The following is a 25,203-nucleotide window of genomic DNA, read 5'->3' as shown; positions in this document are numbered from 1 at the left end:
CGGCCGCGGGCTTGTCGAAGGCGCTCAGCGGCTGGCCAGGCCGCCGATGCCGCGCAGGTCGACTTCGCGCAGGAAGAAGGCCAGCGAGCGGGGGTCGGCGGGGCCGGGCGAATGCGGATCTTCGTGCTGGAGTTCGATGGTCAGGGTGTCGCCGCGTCCCGCCGGCACCGCCAGCACCAGCGGGCGGTCGAGTTCCTGCCAGCCGAGGTCGACGCCGTCGATGCGCACCCGGGTGCGGCGGTTGCCCTGCAGGTAGGTGCCGAGCAGGGTCAGTCCGGCCGGACGTTCGCCCGCGGGCAGCGTCAGCTCGAGCCGCGAGGAGCCGCCCTCCGACCAGGTGCCGTTCCATGCGCCGCCGTTGAATTCGACCACGCTCCAGCCCGCGGCGAGCCGGATTTCCTGCTGGTCGCGGAACTGCGGCGCCTGGAAGCTGAGCTGGGCCTGGCCGCCGGCGGTGCAGCGTACCGGGCCGTCGATGTAGCGCCAGCCATAGGCGCTGTCGGTGTACGCATTGCCGGGCGCCGGGATGGCGCCGCTGCCGCACAGCTGCGGGGCCGAGGCCGGGTCGGCCGGATAGTACAGGGTCTTGGCCTGCTTGCCGCTGCCGAAGGCATATACCCGGTCGGAACGGATATAGCCGTCGTTGTGGCCCATGCGCTCGGCGAAGATCTCGGGTTCCGGGTGGTACCACTGCGGCGCCGTCTTCATCACCAGGCGCGCCAGCGGGCTGATCTCCAGGTAGGTGTAGCTGACACCGTGCGCCATCGCGGCGCCCTGCGCCAGCGCCAGGCCGAGCACCAGCGGCGCCGGCCAGGCGGCGGCCGTGCGCAGGCGCAGCAGCAGCGCCAGCAGGATCGGCATCGCGGCCCAGAACGCGTAGCGCATCACGCCGGCCGCGCCCGAATTCCAGTTCAGCACGGCCAGCGCCGGCAGGGCCAGCGCCAGCGTGAACAGCAGGCACAGGCCCAGCGTGCCGGCGTTCCGGCGCGCCGCGCCGGCGCTGCCCCAGCGCCAGAACGCCAGCGCCGCCAGCACGCCCGGGATCGCCAGGATCATGCCCTGGTTCAGGTCGAAGTAGAAGGACACCAGGCGCGTGGCGCCGATCAGGTGGGGGTCGGAGAATTTCCTGGCGATGATGTTGGGCACGCCGAACTGGAACAGGTTGAACAGCGGCGGCAGGGAGAATACCGCCAGGCCGAGCGCCAGGCCGCCCAGGTTGGCGCGCGTCAGCTGGGACTTCAGGTTGGCGCCGAAACCTTCGCCGCGGCGGTATTCGAGCCACAGCTTGAGCAGCGGGCCGAAGGCGAAGAAGAACACGATGGTCGGGTTCTGGAGGGCCGCCACGCCGCCCAGCAGGCCGGCGGCCACGGGCGCGCCGGACAACAGCAGGAGCAGGGCCGCCAGCAGGGTGGCGGCGCTGAGGCATTCCGGGCTGGTCCAGTTGATATACAGGCAGCCGCCGCAGGCCGCGAACAGCAGCAGGCCGAACACGGCCTTCCCGTCCGAGCCGAAGAAGCGGCGCAGCGCCAGGCCGAGGATGAAGATGGCCAGGTAGTTCACCACCTGGAAAGCGCGCAGCGGATTGACGTGCAGGCGCTCGAGCAGCGCGTAGGGCAGCGCCGCCAGCACCGAGTACCCGAAGAAGTGCACCGGATAGACCTTGTCCCCGCGTCCGCGCACGAAGGCGGCGTACAGCTCCTGGTCGCCCTTGCGCATGCCCTGTTCGAGCAGGCCCAGCGGCTCGGTCAGGTTGGGAGCGAGCTGGCGCGTGCGCTCGATGTCGGCCAGGCGGATGTCGGGCGTACCGTGGCTGACCAGCGCCACGGTATCGGTCGCGTACTCGACCACGTCACCGCTCAGCGACGGCTGGGACAGGGCCAGCAGCGCGGCCAGGCACAACAGCAGAAATATGGGGAAACGCCGGCTGGAGGCGGGGTTGCTCATGTGCTGCTCTTTCTTTTTCTAATAGGTCAATAAGTGGCGATCACGACCAGCACGGCGCACAGCGCCATTACCAGCAGGCTGGTCCTGTCCTTGCTGACGTACAGCACCGGGTCCTCGTTGACCTCGCCGCGGAAGGAGAGGATCCACAGGCGGCCGAGCCAGAAAGCCAGCAGCGGGATGGTGCCGTACAGCCAGTGCGGACGGTTGTACAGCATCAGCACGTTTTCCGAATTAAAGTAGAGCATGAACACCATGATCGCCACGAAGGCGGAGTTCGCTCCCATGATGCCGATCGGCAGGTGGTCGGCGGTGGTGTAGCCGCGCCCGTTCGTCTTTTCCTTGCCGGCGCGCGCCAGGTTGGCCAGCTCGCTGTGGCGCTTGAGCAGCGCCAGGCTGAGGAACAGGAAGAACGAGAAGGCCAGCATCCAGAACGAGGGCTCGATGCCGGTGGCGGCGCTGCCGCCCAGCACGCGCAGCGTGTACAGCAGGGCCAGCACGACGATGTCGACCATCATCAGGCGCTTCAGGTAGACCGAATAGCAGACCGTGGTGACGAAATACACGCCCACCGCCAGCAGCAGCAGGCGGTCGTGGACGGCGCACATCAGCAGGGCGGCGCCGCCGAGCAGGGGACTGGCCACCATGGCGAGGCCGAGCGGCAGGCTGCCGTTGGCGATCGGGCGCTTGCGCTTGGTCGGGTGCAGGCGGTCGTCCTGGGCGTCCAGCGCATCGTTCAGCAGGTAGGCGCTGGAGGCGCACATCGAGAACACCAGGAAGGCGAACAGCGAGGCCAGCAGCGGCTCGGCGCCGAGCGCGTGCCCGGCCAGCATCGGCAGGAATACCAGCAGGTTCTTCAGCCACTGGCGCGGGCGCAGCGCCTTCAGGAAGGCCGGCCCGATGCCGCCGCGGCGCGTGCCGAGCGCGATCGTGCTGCGCCCGTCGGCCAGGCGGAACGGCTTGCCGGACACCGAATAGGCATTCCGGCTGCCCAGCCACACGGGCAGGTCGGCGCGCGAATTGCCGACGTAGTCGTAGCCGCCTTCGCCGTACAGCGCGGCCAGTTCGCGCGCCTTGTTGTGCGAGGTGAGGTTCAGGCCCGGATCGCTGGACATGACGCGGTCGAACAGGCCCACGTGTCCGGCCACCAGGCGCGCCAGGCGGCTTTCGGCGCCGGTGGCCAGCACGACCTCGCGCCCGCTCGCCTTCTCCTTGCGGATGGTGTCCAGCAAGGCCTGGTCGTAGGGCAGGACGGCCGGGTCGAGGACCACGCCGTCCGACACGCTGTGCTTGAAGCCGGCCTTGCCGCGCAACAGCCATAGCGGCAACAGCCAGGCGCGCAGCAGGTGGCGCTTGAGGAACAGCACGATCGTCTCCCACAGCAGGTCGGAGAAGATCAGCGTGCCGTCCAGGTCGACGATCAGGGGCACATCGCGCGTCGGCGTGCCGGTGGTGCGGTCGGTTGCCAGCATTTAGCCCTCCGTGCCGGGCAGGACCCGGTACCATTTGTGGCCGACGATGGTGTCGAGCACCTGGCGTGCGCTGGCGTCCCAGGTCAGCCATGGCATGTCGGTCGACAGCGGCGCGCGGCCGGCGCGCCACAGCGTGATCCATTCGGCGACGGCATCGGCCAGGTCGCCTGGCGCCAGGCCGTCGAAGTAGTGCGCGTGCGGCCCGGCGACCTCGCGGAATACCGGGATGTCGCGCGCGACGATCGGGATGTCGTGCTGGGCCGCCTCGATCAGCGGCAGGCCGAAGCCTTCGCCTTCCGACGGCGCCAGCAGGGCCGACGAGCCGGCGTACAGCTTGAGCAGCATCTCGTCCGAGATGCCGGCCAGCCAGAACAGGCGCTGGTTGCGCTCCGGGTGCTCGCGCAGGCGCGCGGCGACCTGCTCGACCATCCAGCCTTCCTTGCCGACGATGACGAGGTTGGCGTCGATGCCGCGTTCCCACAGCAGGTCGAAGGCGGCCAGCGCCTGGGCGTGGCCCTTGCGCGGCTCGACCGTGCCGACCATCAGGAAGCTGGGGCGCTGCGCCAGCGCGGCTAGCACGCGCTCGGCGTCCGGCGGCAGGCCGGTGCTGGGCACGCTGGCGTCGATGTCGGCGCCGAGGTGGAACCAGCCGAGCTGCAGCGGCGCGCGGCGCTGCAGCTGCTCGCGTTCGATCCAGCCGGCCAGCTCGTCGGCGACGGCGCGCGAGATGCAGATCACGCCGTCGGCCACCTGGTGCACGGCGCGCAGGAAGGCGCCGAAATGGACCTCGGTCCCGAACGGGAACACGTCCGGGCGCAGCATCGGCAGGATGTCGTAGATGCAGAAATATACCTCGACGCCGCGGGTGCGCATGTCCTGCAGCAGGTGGACGTTCTGCGCGGTGCCGCTGAGGAACAGGTCGAGGCCGAAGAAGATATCGCCCGGGCGCAGGTCGACCGGCGCGTCTTCCAGCGCCAGGCCGGCGGCGCCGACCAGTTCCAGGGCGTAGCGGCGCGCGTAGTGGTAGGGCTGGCCGTTACCGACCGTGAACACCGGTTCGATGCGGTAGCCCGGCGGCGGATCGGCGATCATCGACAGCAGGACGCTGCGCACCACGCGCTGGATGCCGGTCTTCAGGTCTTTCTGGATCAGGGCCGAGACGTCGACCAGCAGCTGGCGCGGGGCGGTCGGCAGCCGGTTGAAGGCGATCGCGGCGGCCAGCGCCGGCAGCGCGGCGTCGTCGGCGTGCGGCGCGCAGGCGGCCACCGCCTTCCGGTAGGCGGCATGCGCGCCGTGCTGGGCGAAATGCTCGATCGCCTCGTAGCACAGGCGGCCGGCGTGGGACGGCGAGTGCTCGGCTTCCATGTAGGCGGCGGCGCGCTGCGACAGGCGCGCGCGCAGGGCGTCGTCGCCGTGCAGGCGCTCGAGGGCGCCGGCCAGGGCCGCGGTCTCGACCCGCTCGGGCAGCATCACCAGCAGGTCTTCGGCCATCGAGGCGGTCGAGCCGTGCGCGTTGACGATGGTCGGCACGCCGTGCAGCAGGCAGTCGAGCATCGCGGCCGAGGTCTCGCCGCGCGAGGCGCCGCGCAGCTGCACCGCACAATCGCAGGCGGCCAGCCAGTCGGCATAGCCGGCGGCGTCGACGAAGCCGGTGATGTCGATGCGGCGCGCGGCGGCGCTGGCGCGCAGTTTCTGGTCCAGGTTGATGCCATAGGCGCCCGGATCGTTGGCGCCGACGAATACCAGGCGGCACTCCTGCCTGCCGCCCAGCGTCGAAGCGAGGAAGGCGTCCAGCAGCTCCTCGTTCAGCTTGGTCGGGCCGAGCATGCCGAAGGTGCAGACGAGGTAGTCGCCGGCGGCGATCCCGAGGCGGCTACGCGCCGCCGCGCGCGCTTCCGCGCGGGTCGCCGGGGCGCCGTGCGGCTTGCCACGCAACAGCGGAATGGTGCGCCAGCCGTCGGCCGCGCCGGGACCGTACCACTGCTCGGCCAGCTGTTTCGGGTAATCCGAATGCACGATCACGCCGGCGGCATGGTCGAGCACCGCGCGGTTGACCGGATACTTCCAGACCGTCGCCTGGCGGCCGTCGCGCTGCAGGCGCAGCAGGCCGGAATAGCCGTGCGATTCGTACAGGCCCTTGACGAAGGCCTGCGGCAGGTAGTGCTGGTGTTCGAGCCAGTCGACCACGTTGCCGAAATAGAAGTCGTGCAGCAGCACCACGCCCGGCACCTCGCGCACCAGGTCGAACATGTGCTTGTGCACCGGCGAGTTGCCGAAGTGGTAGAGCACGCGGTCGTAGGTGTCGGCGTGGGCGCGCAGCCAGTCGGCGCCGCGCCGGGGCAGGCCGTCGAGGCGCGCATCGAGCACCTGTTCCTGGTCGACGATCAGTTCGACCTCGTAGTAGCGCGCCAGTTCGGGCGCCAGTTCGGCGCTGTAGTCGGCGATGCCGGACTTTTGCGGCGGCAGCGGCGAGACGTAGGCCAGGCGCGGCCGTTCCAGCGACGCCGCGGGACGGCGTTCGCCGGCCGTCGCTTCCAGCCGCAGGCGCAGCTGGGCCACGTCGATGCCGGGTTCCAGCGCCACGGTCGGCAGTTCGCCTTCGGTGTGCGCGCCCGGCGCGGCCAGCACCACGCCCGGTTCCAGGCTGGCCAGCGCCTGGCGGCGCAGGGCGGCGCCGAGCACCGGGTCGTCGTGCAGCGCGAAGGCGCGCACGCGGTCCCTGGCGATCACGCCGGCCAGCGCCAGGCGCAAGGTCTCGACCTTGTCCGGGCTGCCTGCCGGCACGGCGATCCACAGGCTGGCGCCGCGCGCGTCGCGCGCGAGGTCGGCGGCCAGTTCCCTGACCAGCGAGAGGGTGGAGGCGGGGACGGCTTCGCCGCCGTCCAGGAAATCGATGACGATACGCATTCAGTGGCCTTGCTTGCTGCGGGCGCGCTGCAGGTCGGCCAGCACCGTGCGGACCGAGGCCGGCAGGCCCCTGAGGTGTTCCGGCACCTCGACCCCGGCCGGCGCCTGCTGCGGCGGGTCGAGCTTGATCGCGGCGATCGAGGCGCTGACGCGCTGGTTCAGCTTCGGATGGCGCAGCAGCGCCGGGATCAGCAGCCGGCGCAGGCGCTCGTTGGCGGTCAGGCGGGTGACGATGCGGCGCGCCAGCTGCGGGCGGCGCAGGGCGTGCACCACGGAGCCGACCATGCGCACCGGGCGCGTGAGCTTCCACGAGGTGCTGCGGTGGGTGGCGATCAGGCGCTGCTCGAGGTCCTGGGCCCAGGCTTCGGACGCGAGCACGCGCCGTTCCAGGCCGCCGGCCCAATCGGACAGCTTGCGGCGCCGCTCTTCGAGCTCGGCCAGGCTGGCATGCAGCGCCTCGACTTCGGCGGTGGCGGCGCGCAGGTCGCCGGCCAGTTGCGCGGCGCGGGCCGTTTCCCGGCCGGCGCGCGCGGTTTCGCTGTCGGCGCGGGCGGCTTCGCTGTCGGCGCGGGCCGCTTCGCGCCCGGCGCGTTCCGCTTCCTCGGCGGCCAGGCGGACCTGCTCTTCCAGGTGGAGCGTGGTGTCGCGCAGCGCGCCGTCCAGGCGCTCGACATTCTTCCAGGCCCGGTCGAGGTGCCAGGAAATGAAGGCGTCGAACACGTTCGGCTGGACCCCGAAGGCATCCAGCAGTTCCGCATGTTCTTCCGCCACGTAGTAGCGGTTCAGGCCATCGAACCACGCGAAGCGGTAGCGCTGGCCCGTGACCAGGTGTTCCCAGGTGTCGTGGCTGGTCTCGCGGCGGCCCGGCAGCGTGGCCTCGATCACCAGCACCCACGGACGCCAGCGTCCGAAATCCATGCCCTGCAGGACCTCGCCCTCGAAGCCTTCGACGTCGATCTTCAGGAAGTGGATCTCGCCGTGCGCGTGTTCCTCGCACACCGAGGCGAGGGTGCGCACCGGCACCTTGAGTTCGGCGACCTCGTGTCCTTCCGCGCGGTGGGCCTCGGCCACCGATTCCTTCGGCGAGGCCCAGCCGCGCACGGCCGGGACGTCGTACAGGGTCAGCTCGCCCTGGCGGCTGCCGGCGGCGATGGCCAGGTTGACGTCGCGCGGACGCTCCCCGGCGAAGGCGGCGGCATGGGCCGGCAGCGGCTCGATGTTGATGCCATGCCAGCCGGCGTCGTAGAAGGCCTTGGTGACGGAGTGTTCGACCGGATCGCTGGCGCCGACGTCGATGTAGAAGCCGTCCTGGATGTGGCCGAGCGCGCGCCACAGCAGCACGTCCTCGGAGTTCTGGGCGTAGGAAATGAATGTCATGGGCGTTGGATATCGATGACGGGATCGAGCCAGGCCGAACCCTCGAAGTGCGGGCGGCGCATGTTCATCACGGTGAACACCAGCGCCAGGTCGCGCCATTCGTAATTGTTGACCAGGTGGGTGTCGGTGCTGACGATCGCGGTCGCCACCGAATAGGTGCCCGGCCCCAGGTTCATCGGGAAGGCGAAGCGGTACACCACCTCTTCGTCCGCCGTCACGCTCTCGAGCGGCAGTTCCTTCAGGTGGGTATTGGTGCCGTACATGGTCTGGCCGAGGCGGTCCTTGATCATGTAGCCGAGCACCATGCGCGGGATCGCGGCCCGGGTCCGCACCCTGACCTGCAGGGTGACCGGGGCGCCGACGTCGACGATCTCGACCCGTTCGCCGTGCTCGTCGAGCAGGGCGATGTCGGTCACGGTCGCCTCGCCGGTGCCGGAGACGGTCTGCACCTTGCCGTCCTGGGTCTCGTGCAGGCGCACGGTCCGGTTTTCGCGCTCGGCGATCATGGCGTTGTAGTAATCCATGATTTCTTCCGGCGGGCCTTCCTTCGCCAGCCGGCCGCCGTCGAGCAGCAGGGCGCGGTCGCACACCGACTGGATGGCCTGCTTGTCGTGCGAGACCAGCAGCAGGGTGGTGCCCTGCTGGCGGAAGCGGCGGATGCGGTCGAAGCTCTTGTGCTGGAAATAGGCGTCGCCGACCGACAGGGCTTCGTCGACGATCAGGATGTCGGGGCGGCGCGCGGTGGCGACCGAAAACGCCACCCGCATCTGCATGCCGCTGGAATACACGCGCACCGGCTGGTCCATGTAGTCGCCGATCTCGGCGAAGGCCTCGATTTCCGGCATCAGCTGGCCGATCTCGTCGACCGTCAGGCCCAGCAGCTGGCCGGCCATGTAGACGTTCTGGCGCCCGGTAAAGTCCGGATGGAAGCCCATGCCCAGTTCGAGCAGGGCGGCGACGCGGCCTTCCATGTGTACGCCGCCGGTGGTCGGCTGGGTGGTGCCGGTGATGAGCTTGAGCAGGGTGCTCTTGCCGGCGCCGTTAATGCCGATCAGGCCCACGGCCTCGCCCGCGGCGATGGAAAAGCTGATGTCGCGCAGCACCCACTTGAGCGCATGGCGCGGGCGCGCGCCGGGCAGCACCCATTCCGCCAGCCGCGACCAGCGGGTCGGGTACTGCTTGTAGGCCTTGCCCAGGTTGGAAACGACGATCGCGCCCATCAGAGTTCATCCACCATTTCGCCGGCGCGGCGGCGGAACAGGCGCAGCCCGAATGCGCACAGCAGCAGCGCCAGCACCAGCACCGGCAGCAGGTCGGACCAGTCGGGCGCAGTCCCTTTCACCAGCACCTGCTGGTAGGCCTGGATCACGCGCGCCATCGGGTTCCAGCCCAGCAGCGAGCGCACTTCGGGCGGCAGGATGGCGGCCGGGTAGACGATCGGCGTGAACCAGAACCAGAACTGCATCGCGATCGTCACGAACTGGCCGACGTCGCGGAAGAACACGTTCAGCACCCCGGCGATCATGCCGATGCCGAGCGCCAGCAGCAGCTGCACCAGCAGCACCGGGAAGATCGTGAAGAATACCGGGCCGGGGAAGGTGTGCGAGGCCAGCAGGAACACGGTGAACAGGCCGAAGATGATGCCGAAGTTGACCAGGGCGTTGAGCGTGGCGATCACCGGCAGGCAGATGCGCGGGAAACTGACCTTCTTGAGCAGGTTGGCCTGGTCGATGAACATGGTCTGGGCGCGCGCCACGATCTCGGCGAACAGGCCCCAGGTCAGGGCGCCGGCGCACAGGTAGATGCTGTAGGCGAAGTGGACGTTGGCGCCGGCGCCGGGCAGCTTGTTGTGCATGACTTCGGCGAAGATGACCGTATAGACGACGATCATGGCGAGCGGCGACAGCAGCGACCACAGCGCGCCCAGCATCGCGTTGCTGTATTTCGCCTGGAACTCGCGCTTGACGCTGCCCAGCACGAAACCGCGATAGGCCCACAGGCCGCGCAGCATCAGCGGCGGAGTCATCGCGCGGCCCCGTCTGGCCGCGCCTCGGAAGGGTGCGTCAGGTATTTCGTCATAAGTGGCCAAACTATGTGAGGCCAAAATTATACTCTACGGTATTGCCGCACGTTTAACATAGTTGTAACCAATCTTCACCACACCTAGTAGAAATGCGCGCGCATTCTTGTAGGGATTAGTGGATAATTGGCGCGGACTAATTTCCTGGAACCATGGCGTATTTCGATGCGGAATTCCGCAGCACGCAAACAACTATGAAAAAGCTGCTAGCAAAGAGGAGCGAGATCGAATCGGTCATCCGGTCGTTCAAGAGCACCTTCATCACCGTCGGAACCTTCAGCGCCATTGTCAACCTGCTGATGCTCGCGCCCTCGCTGTACATGCTGCAGGTGTACGACCGCGTGCTGGGCAGCCGCAACGAGATCACGCTGCTGATGCTGACCGTCCTGATCCTCGGCGCCTACCTGTTCATGGGGGCGCTCGAACTGATCCGTTCCTATGTGCTGGTGCGGGTCGGCGCCCAGTTCGACATGAAGCTCAACAAGCGCGTCTACACCGCGGCGTTCGAGCAGAACCTGAAGCAGGCCGGCGGCAACGCGGGCCAGGCGCTGGCCGACCTGACGAATATCCGCCAGTTCCTCACCGGCAGCGCCCTGTTCGCCTTCTTCGACGCGCCCTGGTTCCCGATCTACCTGATCGTGATCTTCGTGTTCGAACCCGTGCTCGGCCTGTTCGCCGTGGCCGGCACCGTGGTCCTGATCGTGCTGGCGGTGGTCAACGAGCGCGTCACCAAGGAGCCACTGGCGGAAGCGAACTCGATGGCGATCCAGGCCAATACCCTGGCCACCAACAACCTGCGCAACGCCGAAGTGATCGAATCGATGGGCATGCTGCCGAACCTGATTGGCCGCTGGTTCAAGCTGCACGGCCGCTTCCTCAGCCTGCAGGCCAGCGCCAGCCAGAAGGCCGGCCTGATCACCGCCGTGACCAAGTTCGTGCAGGTGTCGATGCAGTCGCTGGTGCTGGGCCTGGGCGCGCTGCTGGTACTGGACAACAAGATCACGCCGGGCATGATGATCGCCGCGTCCATCCTGCTGGGCCGCACCCTGCAGCCGGTGCAGCAGGTGATTGCGGTCTGGAAGAGCGTCAGCGGCGCGCGCAGCTCCTACGAGCGCCTGACGGCCCTGCTGGAAGTGAATCCGGCGCGCGAAGCCGGCATGGCCCTGCCGGCGCCCCAGGGCGCGCTGAGCCTGGATAACGTCACCGCCTCGCCGCCGGGCGTGAAGACCCCGGTCATCAAGAGCGTCTCGTTCGCGATCGCCCCGGGCGACGTGCTGGGCGTGCTGGGCCCGAGCGGTTCCGGCAAGTCGACCCTGGCGCGCCTGCTGGTCGGCGTGTGGCCGTCGATGATCGGCAAGGTGCGCCTGGACGGCGCCGACATCTATCAATGGAACAAGGCCGAGCTGGGCCCGCACGTGGGCTACCTGCCCCAGGACATCGAACTGTTCGCCGGCACCATCAGCGAGAACATCGCGCGCTTCGGCGAGGTCGATGCCGAGAAAGTCGTGCTGGCCGCCAAGCGCGCCGGCGTGCATGAAATGATCCTGCAGTTCCCGCAAGGTTACGACACCGCGCTGGGCGACGGCGGCGCCGGCCTGTCCGGCGGCCAGAAACAGCGGATCGGCCTGGCGCGCGCGATGTACGGCGATCCGGCCCTGCTGGTGCTGGACGAACCGAACTCGAACCTCGACGAGGCTGGCGAACAGGCCCTGCTGAACGCCGTGCTCGAGCTGCGGCGGCGCGGCAAGACCATCGTCATGATCACGCACCGCCCGAACGCCGTGCAGGTCACCACCAAGCTGCTGCTGATGCGCGACGGCGCGGTCCATATGTTCGGCCCGACCAACCAGGTGCTGGCGGCGGTGCAGGACGCGGCCAAGAAAGCGATGGACGCCCAGGCGGCGGCCCAGGCGCAGGCCCAGGCGCAAGCACAGGCGCAAGCACAGGCGGCACAGCGCGCGCAGGCCACGGCCGGCGCCACTACCGGAGAAAACAAGTGAAGTTGATTGCGAACAAGCCTCAGGAAGTCGTCTCGCACGACGTCACGCCGCTCGAAGTGAACACCGACGCGCGCGCGTTTGCGCGCATCGGCTGGCTGATCGTGCTGGCGGGCGTCGGCGGCTTCCTGCTGTGGGCGCTGCTGGCGCCGCTCGACAAGGGCGTGCCGATGAACGGCACCGTGGCCAAGGAATCGAACCGCCAGGCCGTGCAGCACCAGAGCGGCGGCACGATCCAGCAGATCCTGGTGCGGGATGGCGACCTCGTGAAGGCCGGGCAGGTGCTGGTGCGCATGAACCCGATCGTGGCCCAGTCCGCGGTCGAGATGACCGACAGCCAGTACCTGGCCGCGCTGGCCGTCGAGGCGCGCCTGGCCGCCGAGCGTGACGGCCTGAAGACGATCCGCTTCCCCGCCGAGCTCGAGAAGCGCCGCGGCGAACCGCGCGTGGCCGAGATGATGAGCCTGCAGAACCAGCTGCTGGGCTCGCGCCAGGGATCGCTGCGCAACGAATTGCAGGCCGTGGACGAGAGCATCGCCGGCCTGAAGATCCAGATCCAGGGCCTGCAGGAATCGCGCGACAGCAAGAAAGAACAGATGAAGCTGCTGAAGGAACAGCTCGACAGCATGCGCGACCTGGCCAAGGAAGGCTATGTGGCGCGCAACCGCCTGCTGGAACTGGAGCGCACCTACGCCCAGCTGAGCGGCGCACTGTCCGAAGACATCGGCAACATCGGCCGCTCGCAGCGCCAGGTGGCCGAACTGACCCTGCGCCGCGCCCAGCGCATGCAGGACTACCAGAAGGAAGTGCGGACCCAGCTCACCGACGTGCAGAAGGAAGCGGAATCCCAGCAGGCACGCCTGCAGGCCCAGAAGTTCGAGCTGTCCAACGTCGAGGTGAAGTCGCCGGCCGACGGCATCGTGGTCAACCTCGCCGTGTTCACGCCCGGCGGCGTGGTGCCGCCCGGCTTCAAGATGATGGACATCGTGCCGAGCAACGACCCGCTGGTGGTCGAGGGCCAGTTGCCGGTCAACCTGGTCGACCGCGTGCACCCGGGCCTGAAGACCGACCTGATCTTCTCGGCATTCAACGCCAACCGTACCCCGCACATCGAAGGCGAGGTCGAGCAGGTGGCGGCCGACCGTACCGTCGACGAGCGCACCGGCATGCCGTATTACAAGGTGCGCGTGAAAGTGACCCCGAAGGGCGCGAAGATGGTGGCTGAGCACAAGCTGGCGATCCGTCCCGGCATGCCGGTGGAGCTGTTCGTCAAGACCGGCGAGCGCACGATGATGAACTACCTGCTCAAGCCGGTGATGGACCGCGCCAGGTCTTCGCTGTCGGAGGAGTGAGCGTGGCGGGCATGATGAAACCTGGCGCCCTCGGGCGCGCGGCCCTGGTCCTGGCGGCGGGCTTCGCCGCTGCCCACGCCGGCGCGGTGACCCTGCAGCAGGCGTACGAAGCCGCGCTGAAGAACGACCCGACCTACCGCATGAGCTTCTACGACAAGGAGTCGGCCAAGGAAAACCGCATCATCGGCCGCTCCTACCTGCTGCCCAGCGTGCAGGCGAGCTACTCGGCCAGCCGCAACGTGGCCGATACCGAGACGCTGCAGAACTACCCCGGCATCGGCCCGGTCAACCTGGTCGACCACCCGCGCTACATCAGCCGCTCGGCCGTGGTGCAGCTGCGCCAGCCGATCCTGAACCTGGACGGCATCGCCCGCTACCGGCAGGGCAAGGTGATCGCGGCCCAGGGCGAGGCCCAGTTTGCGGCCAGCGGCGACGAGGTCGCGGTGCGCGTCGTCAGCGCCTACCTCGACACGCTGTTCGCCGACGACCAGGTGGCGCTGTCGAAGGTGTCGCGCGACATGTACCTGGAAATGATGCACGTGAACCAGCGCCTGTTCGAGAAAGGCGAGGGCACCAGGACCGACATGCTGGAGACCCAGGCCCGGCTCGACCTGGCCGAAGCCCAGCTGACCGAGGCCCAGGACAATGCCGTGTCGGCCCGCGAGACCCTGGCCGGCATCATCGGCATGGATCCGGGCACGCTCGACAAGCTCGGAGAGGGCTTCCGCCCGAACATCGCGCCGGGCAGCTTCGAGGAATGGCAGAAGATCGCACGCGAGCACAACCATGAGCTGGCGGCGGCGCGCCTGGCCGTCGAAAACGCGCGCCTGGACATCGGCAAGCAGCGCGCCGGCCACTTCCCGCGCGTGGACCTCATCGCCGCCTACAGCAAAGGCAATGCGGAATCGATCAACACCTACAACCAGAGCTCGGTCAACCGCGCGATCGGCGTGCAGGTCAACCTGCCCCTGTATCAGGGCGGCGCCATCAACGCGGCCACCCGCCAGGCCGCGGCCGGCTACGGCCGGGCCCAGTCCGACCTCGACGCACGCACCAACAAGGTCATGGTCGAGTTGCGGAAAGCCCACAGCATCGTGTTATCGAGCGTGCATAAAATCGAGGCGCTGGAGAAAGCCGTTGCCTCCGGTCAGTTGCTCATGCGCGCGACCGAGCAGAGCATCAAGGGTGGGGTGCGCATCAACCTGGACCTGCTGAACGCCCAGCAGCAGTTGTATACCAGCCAGCGCGACCTGGCCCAGGCGCGCTATTCCTACCTCATCGGCCTGATGCGCCTGCGGGCCGCGGCCGGCACCCTCGATGCCGACAGCGTGCGCGAAGCCGCCGCCTTTTTCCGCTGATCGAGCAGGAACGGCGCCGATTCCGCCGCCACGGCGGTAGCGGCCCCTGCTTGTAACCGATAGTTACAATCGCCGCCATGGCGCTCAGCCATGGCGCATGTAAAAAGCCCCGCTGCCTGGACCGTAGCGGGGCTTAATGAGATGGTCCCCCTCCACCCTACGAAGTCTAAACTTCTAGGGTGTTTTCATTTGGGACGGAGGCCATCATGCAAGACGTCACGCTCATCGGCATCGACCTTGGCAAGCACAGCTTCCATGTGCATGGCCAAGACCAGCATGGCAAGGCACTACTGCGCAAGAAGTTCGGTCGCAAGCAGCTAGTCGAGTTCTTCGCCAAGTTCCACGCTTGTACCGTTGTGATGGAAGCCTGCGCCGGCGCCCACCATATGGCCCGTCAACTGGCCGGCTACGGCCATCAGGTCAAGCTGATCTCGCCGCAATTCGTACGGCCCTTCGTCAAGAGCAATAAGAATGACTTCGTCGACGCCGAAGCGATCTGCGAAGCGGCCAGCCGCCCATCGATGCGCTTTGTTACACCGAAAACCGAAGCCCAGCAAACGCTATCGACACTTCACCGGGTGCGCGAGTCGCTGGTGCACGATCGGACCAAGACGAGCAACCAGCTCCACGCCTTCCTGCTCGAATTCGGCATCAGCCTGCCGATCGGGCATGCTGTTATCCGTCGCCTGCCGGCTATCTTGGCCGAGCACACTCTGCCGCCGCGCCTGGTGCAGGTGCTGCAGCGGTTGCATGCTCACTTCAAGTATCTGGATGAGCAGATCGCCGAAATCGAAAAAGAGCTGACGAGGCAGTTAGCTGACGACGACCTGGGCCAGCGCCTGATGACAGTGCCCGGTATCGGCCCTATTACGGCCAGCGTATTGGCCAGTGAAATGGGCGATGGCAAACAGTACCGCTGCGGCCGGGATTTCGCTGCCTCGCTGGGCCTGGTACCCCGGCAGTACAGTACGGGTGGCAGGAACAACCTGTTGGGCATTAGCAAGCGCGGCGACAAGAATCTGCGACGTCTTCTCGTGCAGGGGGCACGCGCTTACATGCAACGGCTGGGGCACCAATCAGGCATACTGGCGCGTTGGGTAAGCTCGATGCTGACTCGCCGGCACTCGAACGTCGTCGCCTGCGCGCTGGCGAACAAGCTGGCCCGCATTGCCTGGGCCATCGCTGCCCACCATACGACATTTGAAATGAAGGAAGCCCCCATGCCGACCGCGGCATGAGGACTTCCTTGGACTTACTGTAGTACCACCTACCGGCTTTGCGACTGCTGACTCTGGATGACGTGAACGGCACACCGGCCTGACGGATAACCTGAACGTAAAACCGGCTCATCGAAGCCGAGGGCTTTTTCAGGACCGCCAGGCGCAACTCTCATCGTGGCGCAGAGCTCGTCTCCAACGCCGGATAGATTTGAGCAAGCCCACTCACATCATAGCCAAAGAAAAGCAGCTTGCAAAAAGGAGGGGGACCATAGATTTTACATGCGTTGTGTCAGTGGCCGCACAGAAGACTTCGAATGCGCGGCGCGGCGAGGTTTCCTGAAAAAATCTTTTTTCTTTCAAGAACTTACGTTGTGCACGGTTCAGTTTGGTGCGCCCGCAAATACGCAGTTAGGGTATATTTTTTCTCACACTAATTGCAGAGGAGGCCATGATGGCGACCGCGACCGAAACCGAAGTGCAGAAACTTTATGTTGCTTATTTCACCCGCCCGGCGGATGTCGCCGGCCTGGCTTACTGGGCGAATGTCCTGACGAACGCGCCGAACGGCTACCAAGTGATCTCCTCGAATTTCGCCGCCTCGGCCGAGTACCAGTCGACCTATGCCGGCATGGACAACCGCGCCACCGTGAATGCCGTGTACGAACACCTGTTCGGCCGCGCCGCCGAGACCGCGGGTGTCGATTACTGGGCCAACCTGCTGGACCAGCACCAGATCACGATCGACAACGTCGTGACCCAGGTCGCGGCCGGCGCCCAGGGCACCGACAAGGTCGCGTACAACGGCAAGGTGTCGGTGGCCGCGTCGTTCACGGACCACATGGACCTGGCGATCGAACAGCAGGCCTACAACAACCCGGCCGGCGCGAAGATCGCGAAGGACTACATCGCCAGCATCCACGACCTGGCGTCGGGCGCGGCCGCGATCGACCCGGGCAATATCGACTACACGATCAGTTCCATGGTGCACGCGGCGGGCCTCGGCATGAACGAGCCGGCGCTGGTGGGCGTCGCCAGCCCGCTGCCCCCGATGCACGTCTGAGGCGCGCAATGCAATGAAGGGAAAATCACCGCCGGCACGCCCGGCGGTGTGTCATTCCGGGGTGTGCGGCTGCGGCTGCGCAGGCGCCGCGGCCTGCTTGTGCGCGCAATGCGGGCAGGAGACGCCCGGCACATATTCCGGCGCCAGCTGCTGGCGCGGGGTCACCACCGCGCGGCAGGCGAAGCACTGCACGGTTTCGGTCGGTTCCAGTTTCGGATTGAGCGCGGTGCGGTAGTCGAAGACGAAGCAGTCGCCGTGGTAATGGTCGCCGCCGACTTCCTCGAAATACTTCAGGATGCCGCCGTCGAGCTGGTAGACCCGCTCGTAGCCGACATTCTGCATGTGGATCGCCGCTTTTTCGCAGCGGATGCCGCCGGTGCAGAAGGTGACCACGGTCTTGCCGGCGAGTTCATCCTTGTGTCTGGCGACCACTTCCGGGAACTCGCTGAATTTTTCGATGCGGTAGTCGAGCGTGTTGTCGAAGGTGCCGACATCCACCTCGAAGGCGTTGCGGGTTTCCATCATCACGACCGGTACACCGTCGTCGTCATGGCCCTGGTCGAGCCAGCGCTTGAGCGTCTTTGGCGTGACCGACGGCGCGCGGCCGAGTTCCGGTTTAATCAGCGGCATGCGCATCGTGATGATTTCCTTCTTGATGCGTACCAGCATGCGGCGGTGCGACTGCTCTTCCGAAAAGCTTTCCTTCCATTCCAGATCGGCAAGGCGGGCATCGCTGCGCACCCAGGCCAGGTACTGGTCGATGTGCTCGCGCGTGCCGGACACGAACATGTTGATGCCTTCCGGCGTCAGCAGCACGGTCCCCTTCAGCCCGAGCTCATTGCACAGCGCCTGGTATTGGGGGCGCAGTTCTTCGAGATGGTCGAGCGTGATGAATTTGTAGGCGGCGATATTGACGTACATGGTGGGAAAGGATCGGGATGCACTGGGACAGCCGGCTATTATAAAGCAGGGCGGAACATAAAGCAGGCTTGGCGGGACGGGGCGCACGATTGAAAAATACCAATGTTGCAGAACAGGACTACAATCGATTCACTTATTTACTTTTCTGCAAGCTTGGGCCGCCACCATGCATTCGCTGAACCTGCAGTACAATCCTCGCATCGACCAGTTACGCTGGCTGGCGGCGACCATCGTCTTCCTCTTCCATTTCGAACTCGAGTACCGCGGCCTGGGCGGGCCGGCGCTGACCAGTCCCTGGGCGGCGCTGATCACGGAAGGGCATACCGGGGTCGGGCTGTTCTTCACGCTGTCGGGCTTCCTGTTCATGCAGATCGCCCAGCGCCAGCAGGGCATCGTGGTGCGCGACTTCCTGCGTAACCGCGTGTTGCGCATCTTTCCGCTGTTCCTGACGATCTTCCTGGTGGCGACCTCGATCGGCCGCGACACCTTCCAGCCCCAGGACATCCTGTACCTGTTCGCGACCAACCTCGGACATGCCCCGACGTCGGGCACCGTGGTGACCGGCGCCGCCTGGACCATTTCCCTGGAATTCATGTTCTATCTGGTGTTCCCGTTCCTGGCGCGCTTCGCGCTGGAGCGCGGCAAGCGCTACCTGGTCGAACTGCTGGTGCTGATGGCCTTCTTCAAGCTGGCTGCCTATCCGGTCAACACCAACAGCACGCTGATGTATTTCTGCACCTTCATCGGCCGTTTCGACCAGTTCCTGATCGGCATGCTGGCGGCCATGGTCTATGCCGAGCAGCGGCCGATGCTGCAGCGCTATGCGCCATGGCTGCTGGCGCTGGCGGCCGGGATGGTCGTGATCGACACCGCCGCGCTGCACGTGGTCGCGCCCTTTGGCGTCACCCCCCGGTCGACCTTCTGGATTTTCTGGTCCATGCTCGAGAGCCTGGGCTGGGCCGGCTTCATCATGGCCTGGGTCTCCTTCAAGCCGCGCATGCCCGACCTGGTCGAGCGCACCTTGTGCGAGGGCGGCAAGATCAGTTTTTCCTTCTATTTGTTGCATATGGGAATGTTGCATTTGCTGGCAACACGATTTGGCCTGGTGCGTCCGACCGGCAACGGCTGGCTCGATGCCGCCATCATGATCGCGGTGACCTATGGCGTGACGTGGGGACTGGCGACCCTGAGCTATCACGCCATCGAGGAGCCTTTCCTGCGCATGCGCCGCCGTTATGGTGCAAAAAAGACCATGCATGCCCGGGTGGTGCACCCTTGACGCGGTATTGGTAAATCCGCCACGCCGGCATTCCTAAAAGCAATCTGAACGCTCCCGCCCGCCGTCCGGCCGGGGTAAAATGATGGGATGACTGCCCCGACTTTTACCCACCTGCGCGTTCACTCCGAATACTCGATCGTCGACGGCCTGGTCCGCATCGACGACCTGGTGGCGGCCGCCGTGAAGGACCAGCAGCCGGCGCTGGCCGTGACCGACCTGGCCAACGCGTTTGCCCTGGTCCGCTTCTACAAAGCCGCGCGCGGCAAGGGCGTCAAGCCCATCGTCGGGGTCGATGCCTGGATCACCAACGACGAGAACCGCGACAAGCCGTTCCGCCTGCTGATCCTCTGCAAGAACAAGACCGGCTACCTGCAGCTGTGCGAGCTGCTGTCCAAGGCCTGGCTCACCAACCAGTACAAGGGCCGGGCCGAGATCCGCGTCGAGTGGCTGGAAGCGCTGGCGACGTCAAGGTCGACCCTGGAGCCGGACGTGCCGCAGGCAAACGCCCTGATCGTCCTGTCGGGCGCCCAGTTCGGCGACATCGGCCAGGCCATCGACAACGGCGACCTGGCCAAGGCCGAGGCCGTAGCTACGCGCTGGGCCAGCATCTTCCCGGGCCATTTCTACGTCGAGATCCAGCGCGCCGGCCAGCCCAACCAGGAGCAGCAGGTGCGCCATTCGGTGGCGCTGGCGGGCCGCCTCGGGCTGCCGGTGGTGGCTACCCATCCGGTGCAGTTCATCAAGAAAGAAGAGTTCATCGCCCACGAGGCGCGCGTCTGCATTGCCGAGGGCGAGATGCTGGCCAACGCCAAGCGCGTGCGCCGCTTCAACGAGAACATGTGCTTCAAGTCCCAGGCCGAGATGGCCGAGCTGTTCAAGGACTTGCCGGGCGCGCTCGCGAATTCCGTCGAAATCGCCAAGCGCTGCAACGTGACCCTCACGCTTGGCAAGCCGCAGCTGCCGAACTTCCCGACGCCGGGCATGACGATCGACGAATTCCTGGTCGCCGAAACGAAGAAGGGCCTGGAAGAGCGCCTGGTCGAGCTGTTCCCCGATCCGGCCGTGCGCGAGAAGGAACGCCCGCGCTACGAGGAGCGCCTGGAGTTCGAGAACAACACCATCATCAAGATGAAGTTCCCGGGCTACTTCCTGATCGTGGCGGAGTTCATCCAGTGGGGCAAGAACAACGGCGTGCCGATCGGCCCGGGCCGCGGTTCCGGCGCCGGCTCGCTGGTCGCGTATGCGCTGAAGATCACCGACCTCGATCCCTTGAAGTACAACCTGCTGTTCGAGCGCTTCCTGAACCCGGAACGCGTCTCGATGCCCGACTTCGACATCGACTTCTGCCAGGAAAAGCGCGAACTGGTGATCCAGCACGTGAAGGACCTGTACGGCCGCGACGCGGTGTCGCAGATCGCCACCTTCGGCACCATGGCGGCGAAGGGCGCGATCCGCGACGTCGGCCGCGTGCTCGATTTCGGCTACAACTTCTGCGACGGCATCTCGAAACTCATCCCGTTCAAGCCGGGCAAGCAGGTCTCGATTGCGGAAGCGATCGAAGAGGAACCGCTGCTCAAGGAAAGGCTGGAAAACGAGGAAGAGGTGAAGCAGTTACTGGATCTTGCCCAGCAGGTCGAGGGCATCACCCGTAACATCGGCATGCACGCCGGCGGCGTCCTGATCGCTCCCGGCAAGCTGACCGACTTCTGCCCGCTGTACACCCAGGGCGGCGACGCCGGCGTGGTCTCGCAGTACGACAAGGACGACGTCGAGGCGGCCGGCCTGGTGAAGTTCGACTTCCTGGGCCTGACCACGCTGACCATCCTCGACCGCGCCGTGAACTATATCCGCGCGCTCGACCCGCAGGATGCGGAGTTCGACCTGTCGAAGGTGCCGCTGACCGACCGGCCGTCGTACAAGCTGCTGACCGAGGCGAAGACCGTGGCCGTGTTCCAGCTTGAATCGCGCGGCATGCAAGGCATGCTGAAGGATGCGCGTCCCGACCGCTTCGAGGACATCATCGCGCTGGTGGCGCTGTACCGTCCGGGCCCGATGGACCTGATCCCCGACTTCTGTAAAAGGAAGCACGGCGAGAAATTCGACTACCCGGACCCGCGCACCGAGGGCATCCTGTCCGAGACCTACGGCATCATGGTCTACCAGGAGCAGGTGATGCAGATGGCGCAGATCATCGGCGGCTACTCGCTGGGCGGCGCGGACATGCTGCGCCGCGCGATGGGCAAGAAGAAGCCGGAAGAGATGGCCGAGCACCGCCTCATCTTCCGCAAGGGCGCGGCCGAGGGCGGCCTGACCGAGCAGAAGGCCGACGAGATCTTCGACCTGATGGAGAAGTTCGCGGGCTACGGCTTCAACAAGTCGCACGCCGCCGCCTACGCGCTGCTGTCGTACCACACGGCCTACCTGAAGGTCCACCACACCGCCGCGTTCATGGCAGCCAACATGTCGCTGGCCATGGAAGACACGGACAAGATCAAGATCCTGGTCGAGGATTCGATCGACGTCTGCAAGCTGACCATCCTGCCGCCGGACGTCAACGAATCGCAGTTCCGCTTCACTCCGGAAGGCCCGCCGCGATCAAGCACCGGCAAGCAGGTGTCGAACATCCGATACGGCCTGGGCGGCGTGAAGGGCGCCGGCCAGGGCGCGATCGAAGCGATCATCGCCGCGCGCGAGGAGGGCGGCAAGTTCAAGGACCTGTTCGACTTCTGCCTGCGCGTGGACCGCAAGCAGATCAACCGCCGCACCATCGAATCCCTGATCCGGGCCGGCGCGATGGACTGCTTCGGCGTCGACCGCGCGGTGTTGCTGGCGTCCGTCGGCTTCGCGATGGAAGCGGCCGGCCAGGCGGCAGCGGCCGCCAACCAGGTCAGCCTGTTCGGCGGCGACGACTCCGACCTGGTCGCCCCGCCGGAATATGTGAAGGCCACGCCCTGGACCGACCGCCAGAAGCTGGCCGAGGAAAAGACCGCGCTCGGCTACTACCTGTCGGGCCACATGTTCGACTCGTACCAGGCCGAAGTGCGGCGCTTCGCCAAGACCAAGCTGAAGGACCTGGAGCCGTCGCGCGATCCGCGCATGCTGTGCGGCGTGATCACCGGCGTGCGCACCCAGCTGACCCAGCGCGGCAAGATCCTGATCGTGACCCTGGACGACAAGACCTCGGTGGTCGAGGTGACGATCTACAACGAACTGCTGGAAGCGAACAAGAACATCTTCCGCGAAGACGAATTCCTGCTGGTGGTCGGCAAGGTGTCGGAAGACCGCTTCAACGGCGGCCTGCGCATCACGGCCGAGAAGGTGTTCGACATCGCCGCCGCGCGCATCCAGTACGGCCACAAGCTGGAGATGGACGTCGCCTGCACGATCAATCCCGCCAGGCTGGCCGAGATCCTGCAGCCGTACCGCCAGCAGGACGGCCTGCCGGTCAGCCTGCGCCTCGCGCCGCAGGGCATTTCCTGCGTGGTGCAGCTGGGCGACGGCTGGCGCGTGGCGCCGTCGGACGAATTGAAATATGCGCTCGAGCTGCAGCTGGGCGCCAAAGAGGTGGCGGTCGAATACTGATCCCGGCCGGTTCCCGTCAAAACGCTCCCGCAACTGTTGTTTCGGGAGCGTTTTTAGTTTTTGAACACGACATTTTTTCGCTTCCTTAACTTCCTGCCATTGAGTTTTAGCACGGTTCGTTCGTAAATATTGGTGTAGGGCAACTTTACGAGACAAAGACCATGACACTCTCTTTCCGCCAGAAACTCTTCCTTCCCCTGCTGCTGAGCCTGCTCTGCCTGCTGGCCGTATTCGTCATCGACACCCTGCACAACCGCGACATCCGCCTGGAAGAGCGCAAGACCCAGCTCGCCAACGCCGGCCAGATGGCCGCGTCGATCGCCAGGGAATACGCCGCCCTGGCCGCCAACCACACCCTGGGCGAGGAAGAAGCGAAGCAGCAGGCGCTGGCCCGCATCAAGGCGCTGCGCTACGGCGAAACCGGCTACCTGAACGTGTTCGACAACGAGCAGGTGGTGATGCATCCCATCAAGCCCGAACTGGTCGGCACCAGGATCGGCGCCACCCGCGATCCGGAAGGGCGCCAGGTCTACCTCGACGCGATCGCCGCCACCGCCGCCAGCAAGGACGGCAGCGGTTTCACGAACTACCTGTGGGCCAAGCCCGGCTCGCAGCAGCCGGTGCCGAAGCTGACCTACACCCTGGCCTACAAACCCTGGGGCTGGTACATCATGACCGGCCTCTACGTCGACGACCTGAATGCGGCCTTCTACCGGATGCTGCTGCAGTCGGCGCTCTCGCTGGCCGTGATCGGCGCCGCCCTGAGCGTCGTGGTCGTGCTGCTGATCCGTAACATCGAACGCGCGCTGGGCGGCGATCCGCACGACGCGGTCGAGGCGGCGCAGCACATCGCCGGCGGCGACCTCGGCTTCGAGGTGGCGGTCCGCCCCGGCGACGACACCAGCCTGATGGCGGCGATGAAAGCCATGCGCGACGCCCTCGCCGGCATCGTGACCCAGGTGCGCAGCGGTACCGACCTGATCGCCACCGCGTCGGGCGAGATCGCGAGCGGCAACCTGGACCTGTCGAGCCGTACCGAGGAGCAGGCCAGCTCGCTGGAAGAGACCGCGGCCGCGATGGAAGAGTTGACCAGTACCGTCAAGCAGAGCGCCGAGAACGCGCGCCAGGCCAGCGCATTGGCCCAGTCGGCCGCCGGCGTGGCCGGGCGCGGCGGCGAAGTGGTGGCGCGCGTGGTCGACACCATGGAAGCGATCAAGGCCTCGTCCAACAAGATCGTCGACATCATCGGCGTGATCGACGGCATCGCCTTCCAGACCAATATCCTGGCGCTCAACGCGGCGGTCGAGGCGGCGCGCGCGGGCGAGCAGGGCCGCGGCTTTGCGGTGGTGGCGGGCGAGGTGCGCTCGCTGGCCCAGCGCTCGGCCCAGGCGGCGAAGGAAATCAAGGAACTGATCGGCGACTCGGTGGACAAGGTCGGGGACGGTGCGAAACTGGTGCTGGATGCCGGCACCACGATGCAGGAGATCGTCGCCAGCGTGAACCGGGTGAGCGACATGATCGGCGCGATCAGCAGCGCCACCCAGGAACAGGGCTCGGGCATTGAGCACATCAACCAGGCCATCGCCCAGATGGACCAGGTGACCCAGCAGAACGCCTCGCTGGTCGAGGAAGCCGCGGCGGCGTCGGAAGCGATGCAGGAGCAGGCGGCGAAGCTGGCGCAGACGGTGAGCGTGTTCCGGGTTGCGTCATCGGGGACGGCGCTGGCAGTCCGCTAGGTTCGGCGCCGGTCAATTCGGGGTCAGTAAATTCGGGGTCAGAGCACTTTTTAAATGTGCTCTGACCCCGAATGATTCAATCAGGCGGCGTGCTCGCGCAGGCCGATCGTGGCCTGGGTGACCCTGTTCGCAGCCCGCTCCAGCACCACGCTGCGGTTGCTCGATTCCTGGTCCCGCTGCGCCTCGCGGTGCCACAGGTGGAACACCTCGGTGGCGAAGGCGCCGTCCTTCCTTTTCACGCCGGCGTGGAACAGCCGCACCACGAGATCCGAATCCTCGTGACCCCATCCCGTAAAACTCTCGTCGAAGCCGTTCACGCGCTCCAGGTCGCTGCGCCAGACCGCCAGGTTGCAGCTCTTGATGCGGCGCCAGCTGAAACCGCGGCGCACCCGGCCCAGGTCGGGCCAGCGCAGGCCCAGCTGTAACGTCTTGTTGAGGTCGCCGCGCAGGCGCCAGGCCATGCGCGTGGCCAGGCCGGTGGCGGGCACCGCGATGCCTTGTTCCAGCACGCGCCGCGTCAGGCGCTCGCTCATCAGGATGCGGCTGCCCGACACTAGGCAGCCGGGCTCGGACAGGGCGCGGTGGCGGGCGATGAAGTCGCGCTGCGGGATGCAGTCGCCGTCCAGGAAGATGATGTAGTCGCCGCGCGCGGCCAAGGTGCCGCGGTTGCGCGCCATCGCCGCGCGGAAACCTTCGTCCGCCTGCCAGACGTGGCGGACCGGTACCGGCGCACCCTCGGCCAGCCTTGCCACACAGTCACGCGTGTTGGCAGTCGAGCCATCATCAGCGATAATGATTTCAAAATTCTTGTCGTTTTGCATGAAACATGCCCTCACCACGGCTTCCAGCGCGTCCGGCCGGTTATAGGTGGTGATCACGACCGAGATTGTCTGTGCGTGCTGCATATGGTCCGATGTACAC

At 66.4% G+C, this 25,203-nt stretch carries 16 protein-coding genes; 8 read left to right on the top strand and 8 right to left on the bottom strand.

The genetic code is table 11. The features are described from left to right. Positions 1 to 24: 24 nt before the first annotated feature. The 6 genes from AC3A6M_RS01795 to AC3A6M_RS01770 are packed head-to-tail and all read right to left on the bottom strand — an operon-like array spanning position 25 to position 9,723. Positions 25 to 1,944 (bottom strand): hypothetical protein, encoded by a 1,920-nt coding sequence (locus AC3A6M_RS01795; RefSeq protein WP_487851041.1) that lies wholly within the window; start codon positions 1,942 to 1,944, stop codon positions 25 to 27. Positions 1,945 to 1,970: 26 nt separating this feature from the next. Then, a complete protein-coding gene (locus tag AC3A6M_RS01790; RefSeq protein WP_487851040.1) occupies positions 1,971 to 3,413 on the bottom strand; it encodes a UbiA family prenyltransferase in 1,443 nt (480 codons plus the stop codon). Further along, a complete protein-coding gene (locus tag AC3A6M_RS01785) occupies positions 3,414 to 6,320 on the bottom strand; it encodes a glycosyltransferase (RefSeq protein WP_487851039.1) in 2,907 nt (968 codons plus the stop codon). It lies immediately after the preceding gene. Beyond that, complete coding sequence (locus tag AC3A6M_RS01780; protein ID WP_487851038.1) at positions 6,321 to 7,697, bottom strand: FkbM family methyltransferase; 1,377 nt, start codon at positions 7,695 to 7,697, stop codon at positions 6,321 to 6,323. It lies immediately after the preceding gene. Next, entirely contained in the window at positions 7,694 to 8,917 is a 1,224-nt protein-coding gene (locus AC3A6M_RS01775) for an ABC transporter ATP-binding protein (protein WP_487851037.1), read from the bottom strand. The genes AC3A6M_RS01780 and AC3A6M_RS01775 overlap by 4 nt, the downstream gene beginning before the upstream one ends. After that, positions 8,917 to 9,723, bottom strand: coding sequence for an ABC transporter permease (locus tag AC3A6M_RS01770; protein ID WP_487851036.1), 807 nt, complete (start codon positions 9,721 to 9,723; stop codon positions 8,917 to 8,919). Before AC3A6M_RS01770 ends, AC3A6M_RS01775 begins: the two co-directional genes overlap by 1 nt. A 248-nt stretch (positions 9,724 to 9,971) precedes the next feature. On the opposite strand from AC3A6M_RS01770, the gene AC3A6M_RS01765 reads away from it, so the two are divergent. From AC3A6M_RS01765 to AC3A6M_RS01745, 5 genes are all read left to right on the top strand, one after another. After that, the gene (locus AC3A6M_RS01765) at positions 9,972 to 11,777 is read left to right on the top strand and encodes a type I secretion system permease/ATPase (RefSeq protein WP_487851035.1); all 1,806 of its coding nucleotides are present in this window, start codon (positions 9,972 to 9,974) and stop codon (positions 11,775 to 11,777) included. Beyond that, positions 11,774 to 13,126 carry an HlyD family type I secretion periplasmic adaptor subunit gene (locus AC3A6M_RS01760; RefSeq protein WP_487851034.1) on the top strand — a complete coding sequence of 451 codons (1,353 nt, stop codon included), beginning with the start codon at positions 11,774 to 11,776 and terminating at the stop codon, positions 13,124 to 13,126. Before AC3A6M_RS01765 ends, AC3A6M_RS01760 begins: the two co-directional genes overlap by 4 nt. 11 nt (positions 13,127 to 13,137) lie before the next feature. Next, positions 13,138 to 14,484 (top strand): TolC family outer membrane protein, encoded by a 1,347-nt coding sequence (locus tag AC3A6M_RS01755; RefSeq protein ID WP_487851033.1) that lies wholly within the window; start codon positions 13,138 to 13,140, stop codon positions 14,482 to 14,484. Positions 14,485 to 14,690: 206 nt separating this feature from the next. After that, positions 14,691 to 15,722, top strand: coding sequence for an IS110 family RNA-guided transposase (locus AC3A6M_RS01750; RefSeq protein WP_487851032.1), 1,032 nt, complete (start codon positions 14,691 to 14,693; stop codon positions 15,720 to 15,722). Between the two features lie 433 nt (positions 15,723 to 16,155). Continuing rightward, complete coding sequence (locus AC3A6M_RS01745; protein WP_487851031.1) at positions 16,156 to 16,764, top strand: DUF4214 domain-containing protein; 609 nt, start codon at positions 16,156 to 16,158, stop codon at positions 16,762 to 16,764. Between the two features lie 51 nt (positions 16,765 to 16,815). On the opposite strand, the gene AC3A6M_RS01740 is transcribed toward AC3A6M_RS01745, so the two are convergent. After that, positions 16,816 to 17,685 carry a sulfurtransferase gene (locus AC3A6M_RS01740; RefSeq protein ID WP_487851030.1) on the bottom strand — a complete coding sequence of 290 codons (870 nt, stop codon included), beginning with the start codon at positions 17,683 to 17,685 and terminating at the stop codon, positions 16,816 to 16,818. 166 nt (positions 17,686 to 17,851) lie between these two features. Here AC3A6M_RS01740 and AC3A6M_RS01735 point away from each other — a divergent pair, with 166 nt between their 5' ends. The 3 genes from AC3A6M_RS01735 to AC3A6M_RS01725 all read left to right on the top strand — a co-directional run bounded on the left by AC3A6M_RS01735 (position 17,852) and on the right by AC3A6M_RS01725 (position 24,282). Next, a complete protein-coding gene (locus AC3A6M_RS01735; RefSeq protein WP_487851029.1) occupies positions 17,852 to 18,964 on the top strand; it encodes an acyltransferase family protein in 1,113 nt (370 codons plus the stop codon). An 87-nt stretch (positions 18,965 to 19,051) separates the two neighbouring features. Continuing rightward, a complete protein-coding gene (gene dnaE / locus AC3A6M_RS01730) occupies positions 19,052 to 22,546 on the top strand; it encodes a DNA polymerase III subunit alpha (RefSeq protein WP_487851028.1) in 3,495 nt (1,164 codons plus the stop codon). A gap of 161 nt (positions 22,547 to 22,707) precedes the next feature. After that, positions 22,708 to 24,282: a methyl-accepting chemotaxis protein gene (locus AC3A6M_RS01725; protein ID WP_487851027.1), complete on the top strand. Its 1,575-nt coding sequence runs from the start codon at positions 22,708 to 22,710 to the stop codon at positions 24,280 to 24,282. Positions 24,283 to 24,362: 80 nt separating this feature from the next. Here AC3A6M_RS01725 and AC3A6M_RS01720 read toward each other — a convergent pair whose 3' ends face one another. Continuing rightward, the gene (locus AC3A6M_RS01720; RefSeq protein ID WP_487851026.1) at positions 24,363 to 25,187 is read right to left on the bottom strand and encodes a glycosyltransferase family 2 protein; all 825 of its coding nucleotides are present in this window, start codon (positions 25,185 to 25,187) and stop codon (positions 24,363 to 24,365) included. Positions 25,188 to 25,203 lie beyond the last annotated feature (16 nt).

This window comes from Telluria sp. Soil_C_11, from assembly GCF_057657395.1.
This window is presented reverse-complemented; position numbering and strand designations above follow the sequence as displayed.

What these genes read in the sequence shown, in the direction of transcription:
- AC3A6M_RS01795 (WP_487851041.1), bottom strand. Translation starts at nt 1,944, where the DNA reads ATGAGCAACCCCGCCTCCAGCCGGCGTTTCCCCATATTTCTGCTGTTG.
- AC3A6M_RS01790 (WP_487851040.1), bottom strand. Translation starts at nt 3,413, where the DNA reads ATGCTGGCAACCGACCGCACCACCGGCACGCCGACGCGCGATGTGCCC.
- AC3A6M_RS01785 (WP_487851039.1), bottom strand. Translation starts at nt 6,320, where the DNA reads ATGCGTATCGTCATCGATTTCCTGGACGGCGGCGAAGCCGTCCCCGCC.
- AC3A6M_RS01780 (WP_487851038.1), bottom strand. Translation starts at nt 7,697, where the DNA reads ATGACATTCATTTCCTACGCCCAGAACTCCGAGGACGTGCTGCTGTGG.
- AC3A6M_RS01775 (WP_487851037.1), bottom strand. Translation starts at nt 8,917, where the DNA reads ATGGGCGCGATCGTCGTTTCCAACCTGGGCAAGGCCTACAAGCAGTAC.
- AC3A6M_RS01770 (WP_487851036.1), bottom strand. Translation starts at nt 9,723, where the DNA reads ATGACTCCGCCGCTGATGCTGCGCGGCCTGTGGGCCTATCGCGGTTTC.
- AC3A6M_RS01765 (WP_487851035.1), top strand. Translation starts at nt 9,972, where the DNA reads ATGAAAAAGCTGCTAGCAAAGAGGAGCGAGATCGAATCGGTCATCCGG.
- AC3A6M_RS01755 (WP_487851033.1), top strand. Translation starts at nt 13,138, where the DNA reads ATGATGAAACCTGGCGCCCTCGGGCGCGCGGCCCTGGTCCTGGCGGCG.
- AC3A6M_RS01750 (WP_487851032.1), top strand. Translation starts at nt 14,691, where the DNA reads ATGCAAGACGTCACGCTCATCGGCATCGACCTTGGCAAGCACAGCTTC.
- AC3A6M_RS01745 (WP_487851031.1), top strand. Translation starts at nt 16,156, where the DNA reads ATGGCGACCGCGACCGAAACCGAAGTGCAGAAACTTTATGTTGCTTAT.
- AC3A6M_RS01740 (WP_487851030.1), bottom strand. Translation starts at nt 17,685, where the DNA reads ATGTACGTCAATATCGCCGCCTACAAATTCATCACGCTCGACCATCTC.
- AC3A6M_RS01735 (WP_487851029.1), top strand. Translation starts at nt 17,852, where the DNA reads ATGCATTCGCTGAACCTGCAGTACAATCCTCGCATCGACCAGTTACGC.
- dnaE (WP_487851028.1), top strand. Translation starts at nt 19,052, where the DNA reads ATGACTGCCCCGACTTTTACCCACCTGCGCGTTCACTCCGAATACTCG.
- AC3A6M_RS01725 (WP_487851027.1), top strand. Translation starts at nt 22,708, where the DNA reads ATGACACTCTCTTTCCGCCAGAAACTCTTCCTTCCCCTGCTGCTGAGC.
- AC3A6M_RS01720 (WP_487851026.1), bottom strand. Translation starts at nt 25,187, where the DNA reads ATGCAGCACGCACAGACAATCTCGGTCGTGATCACCACCTATAACCGG.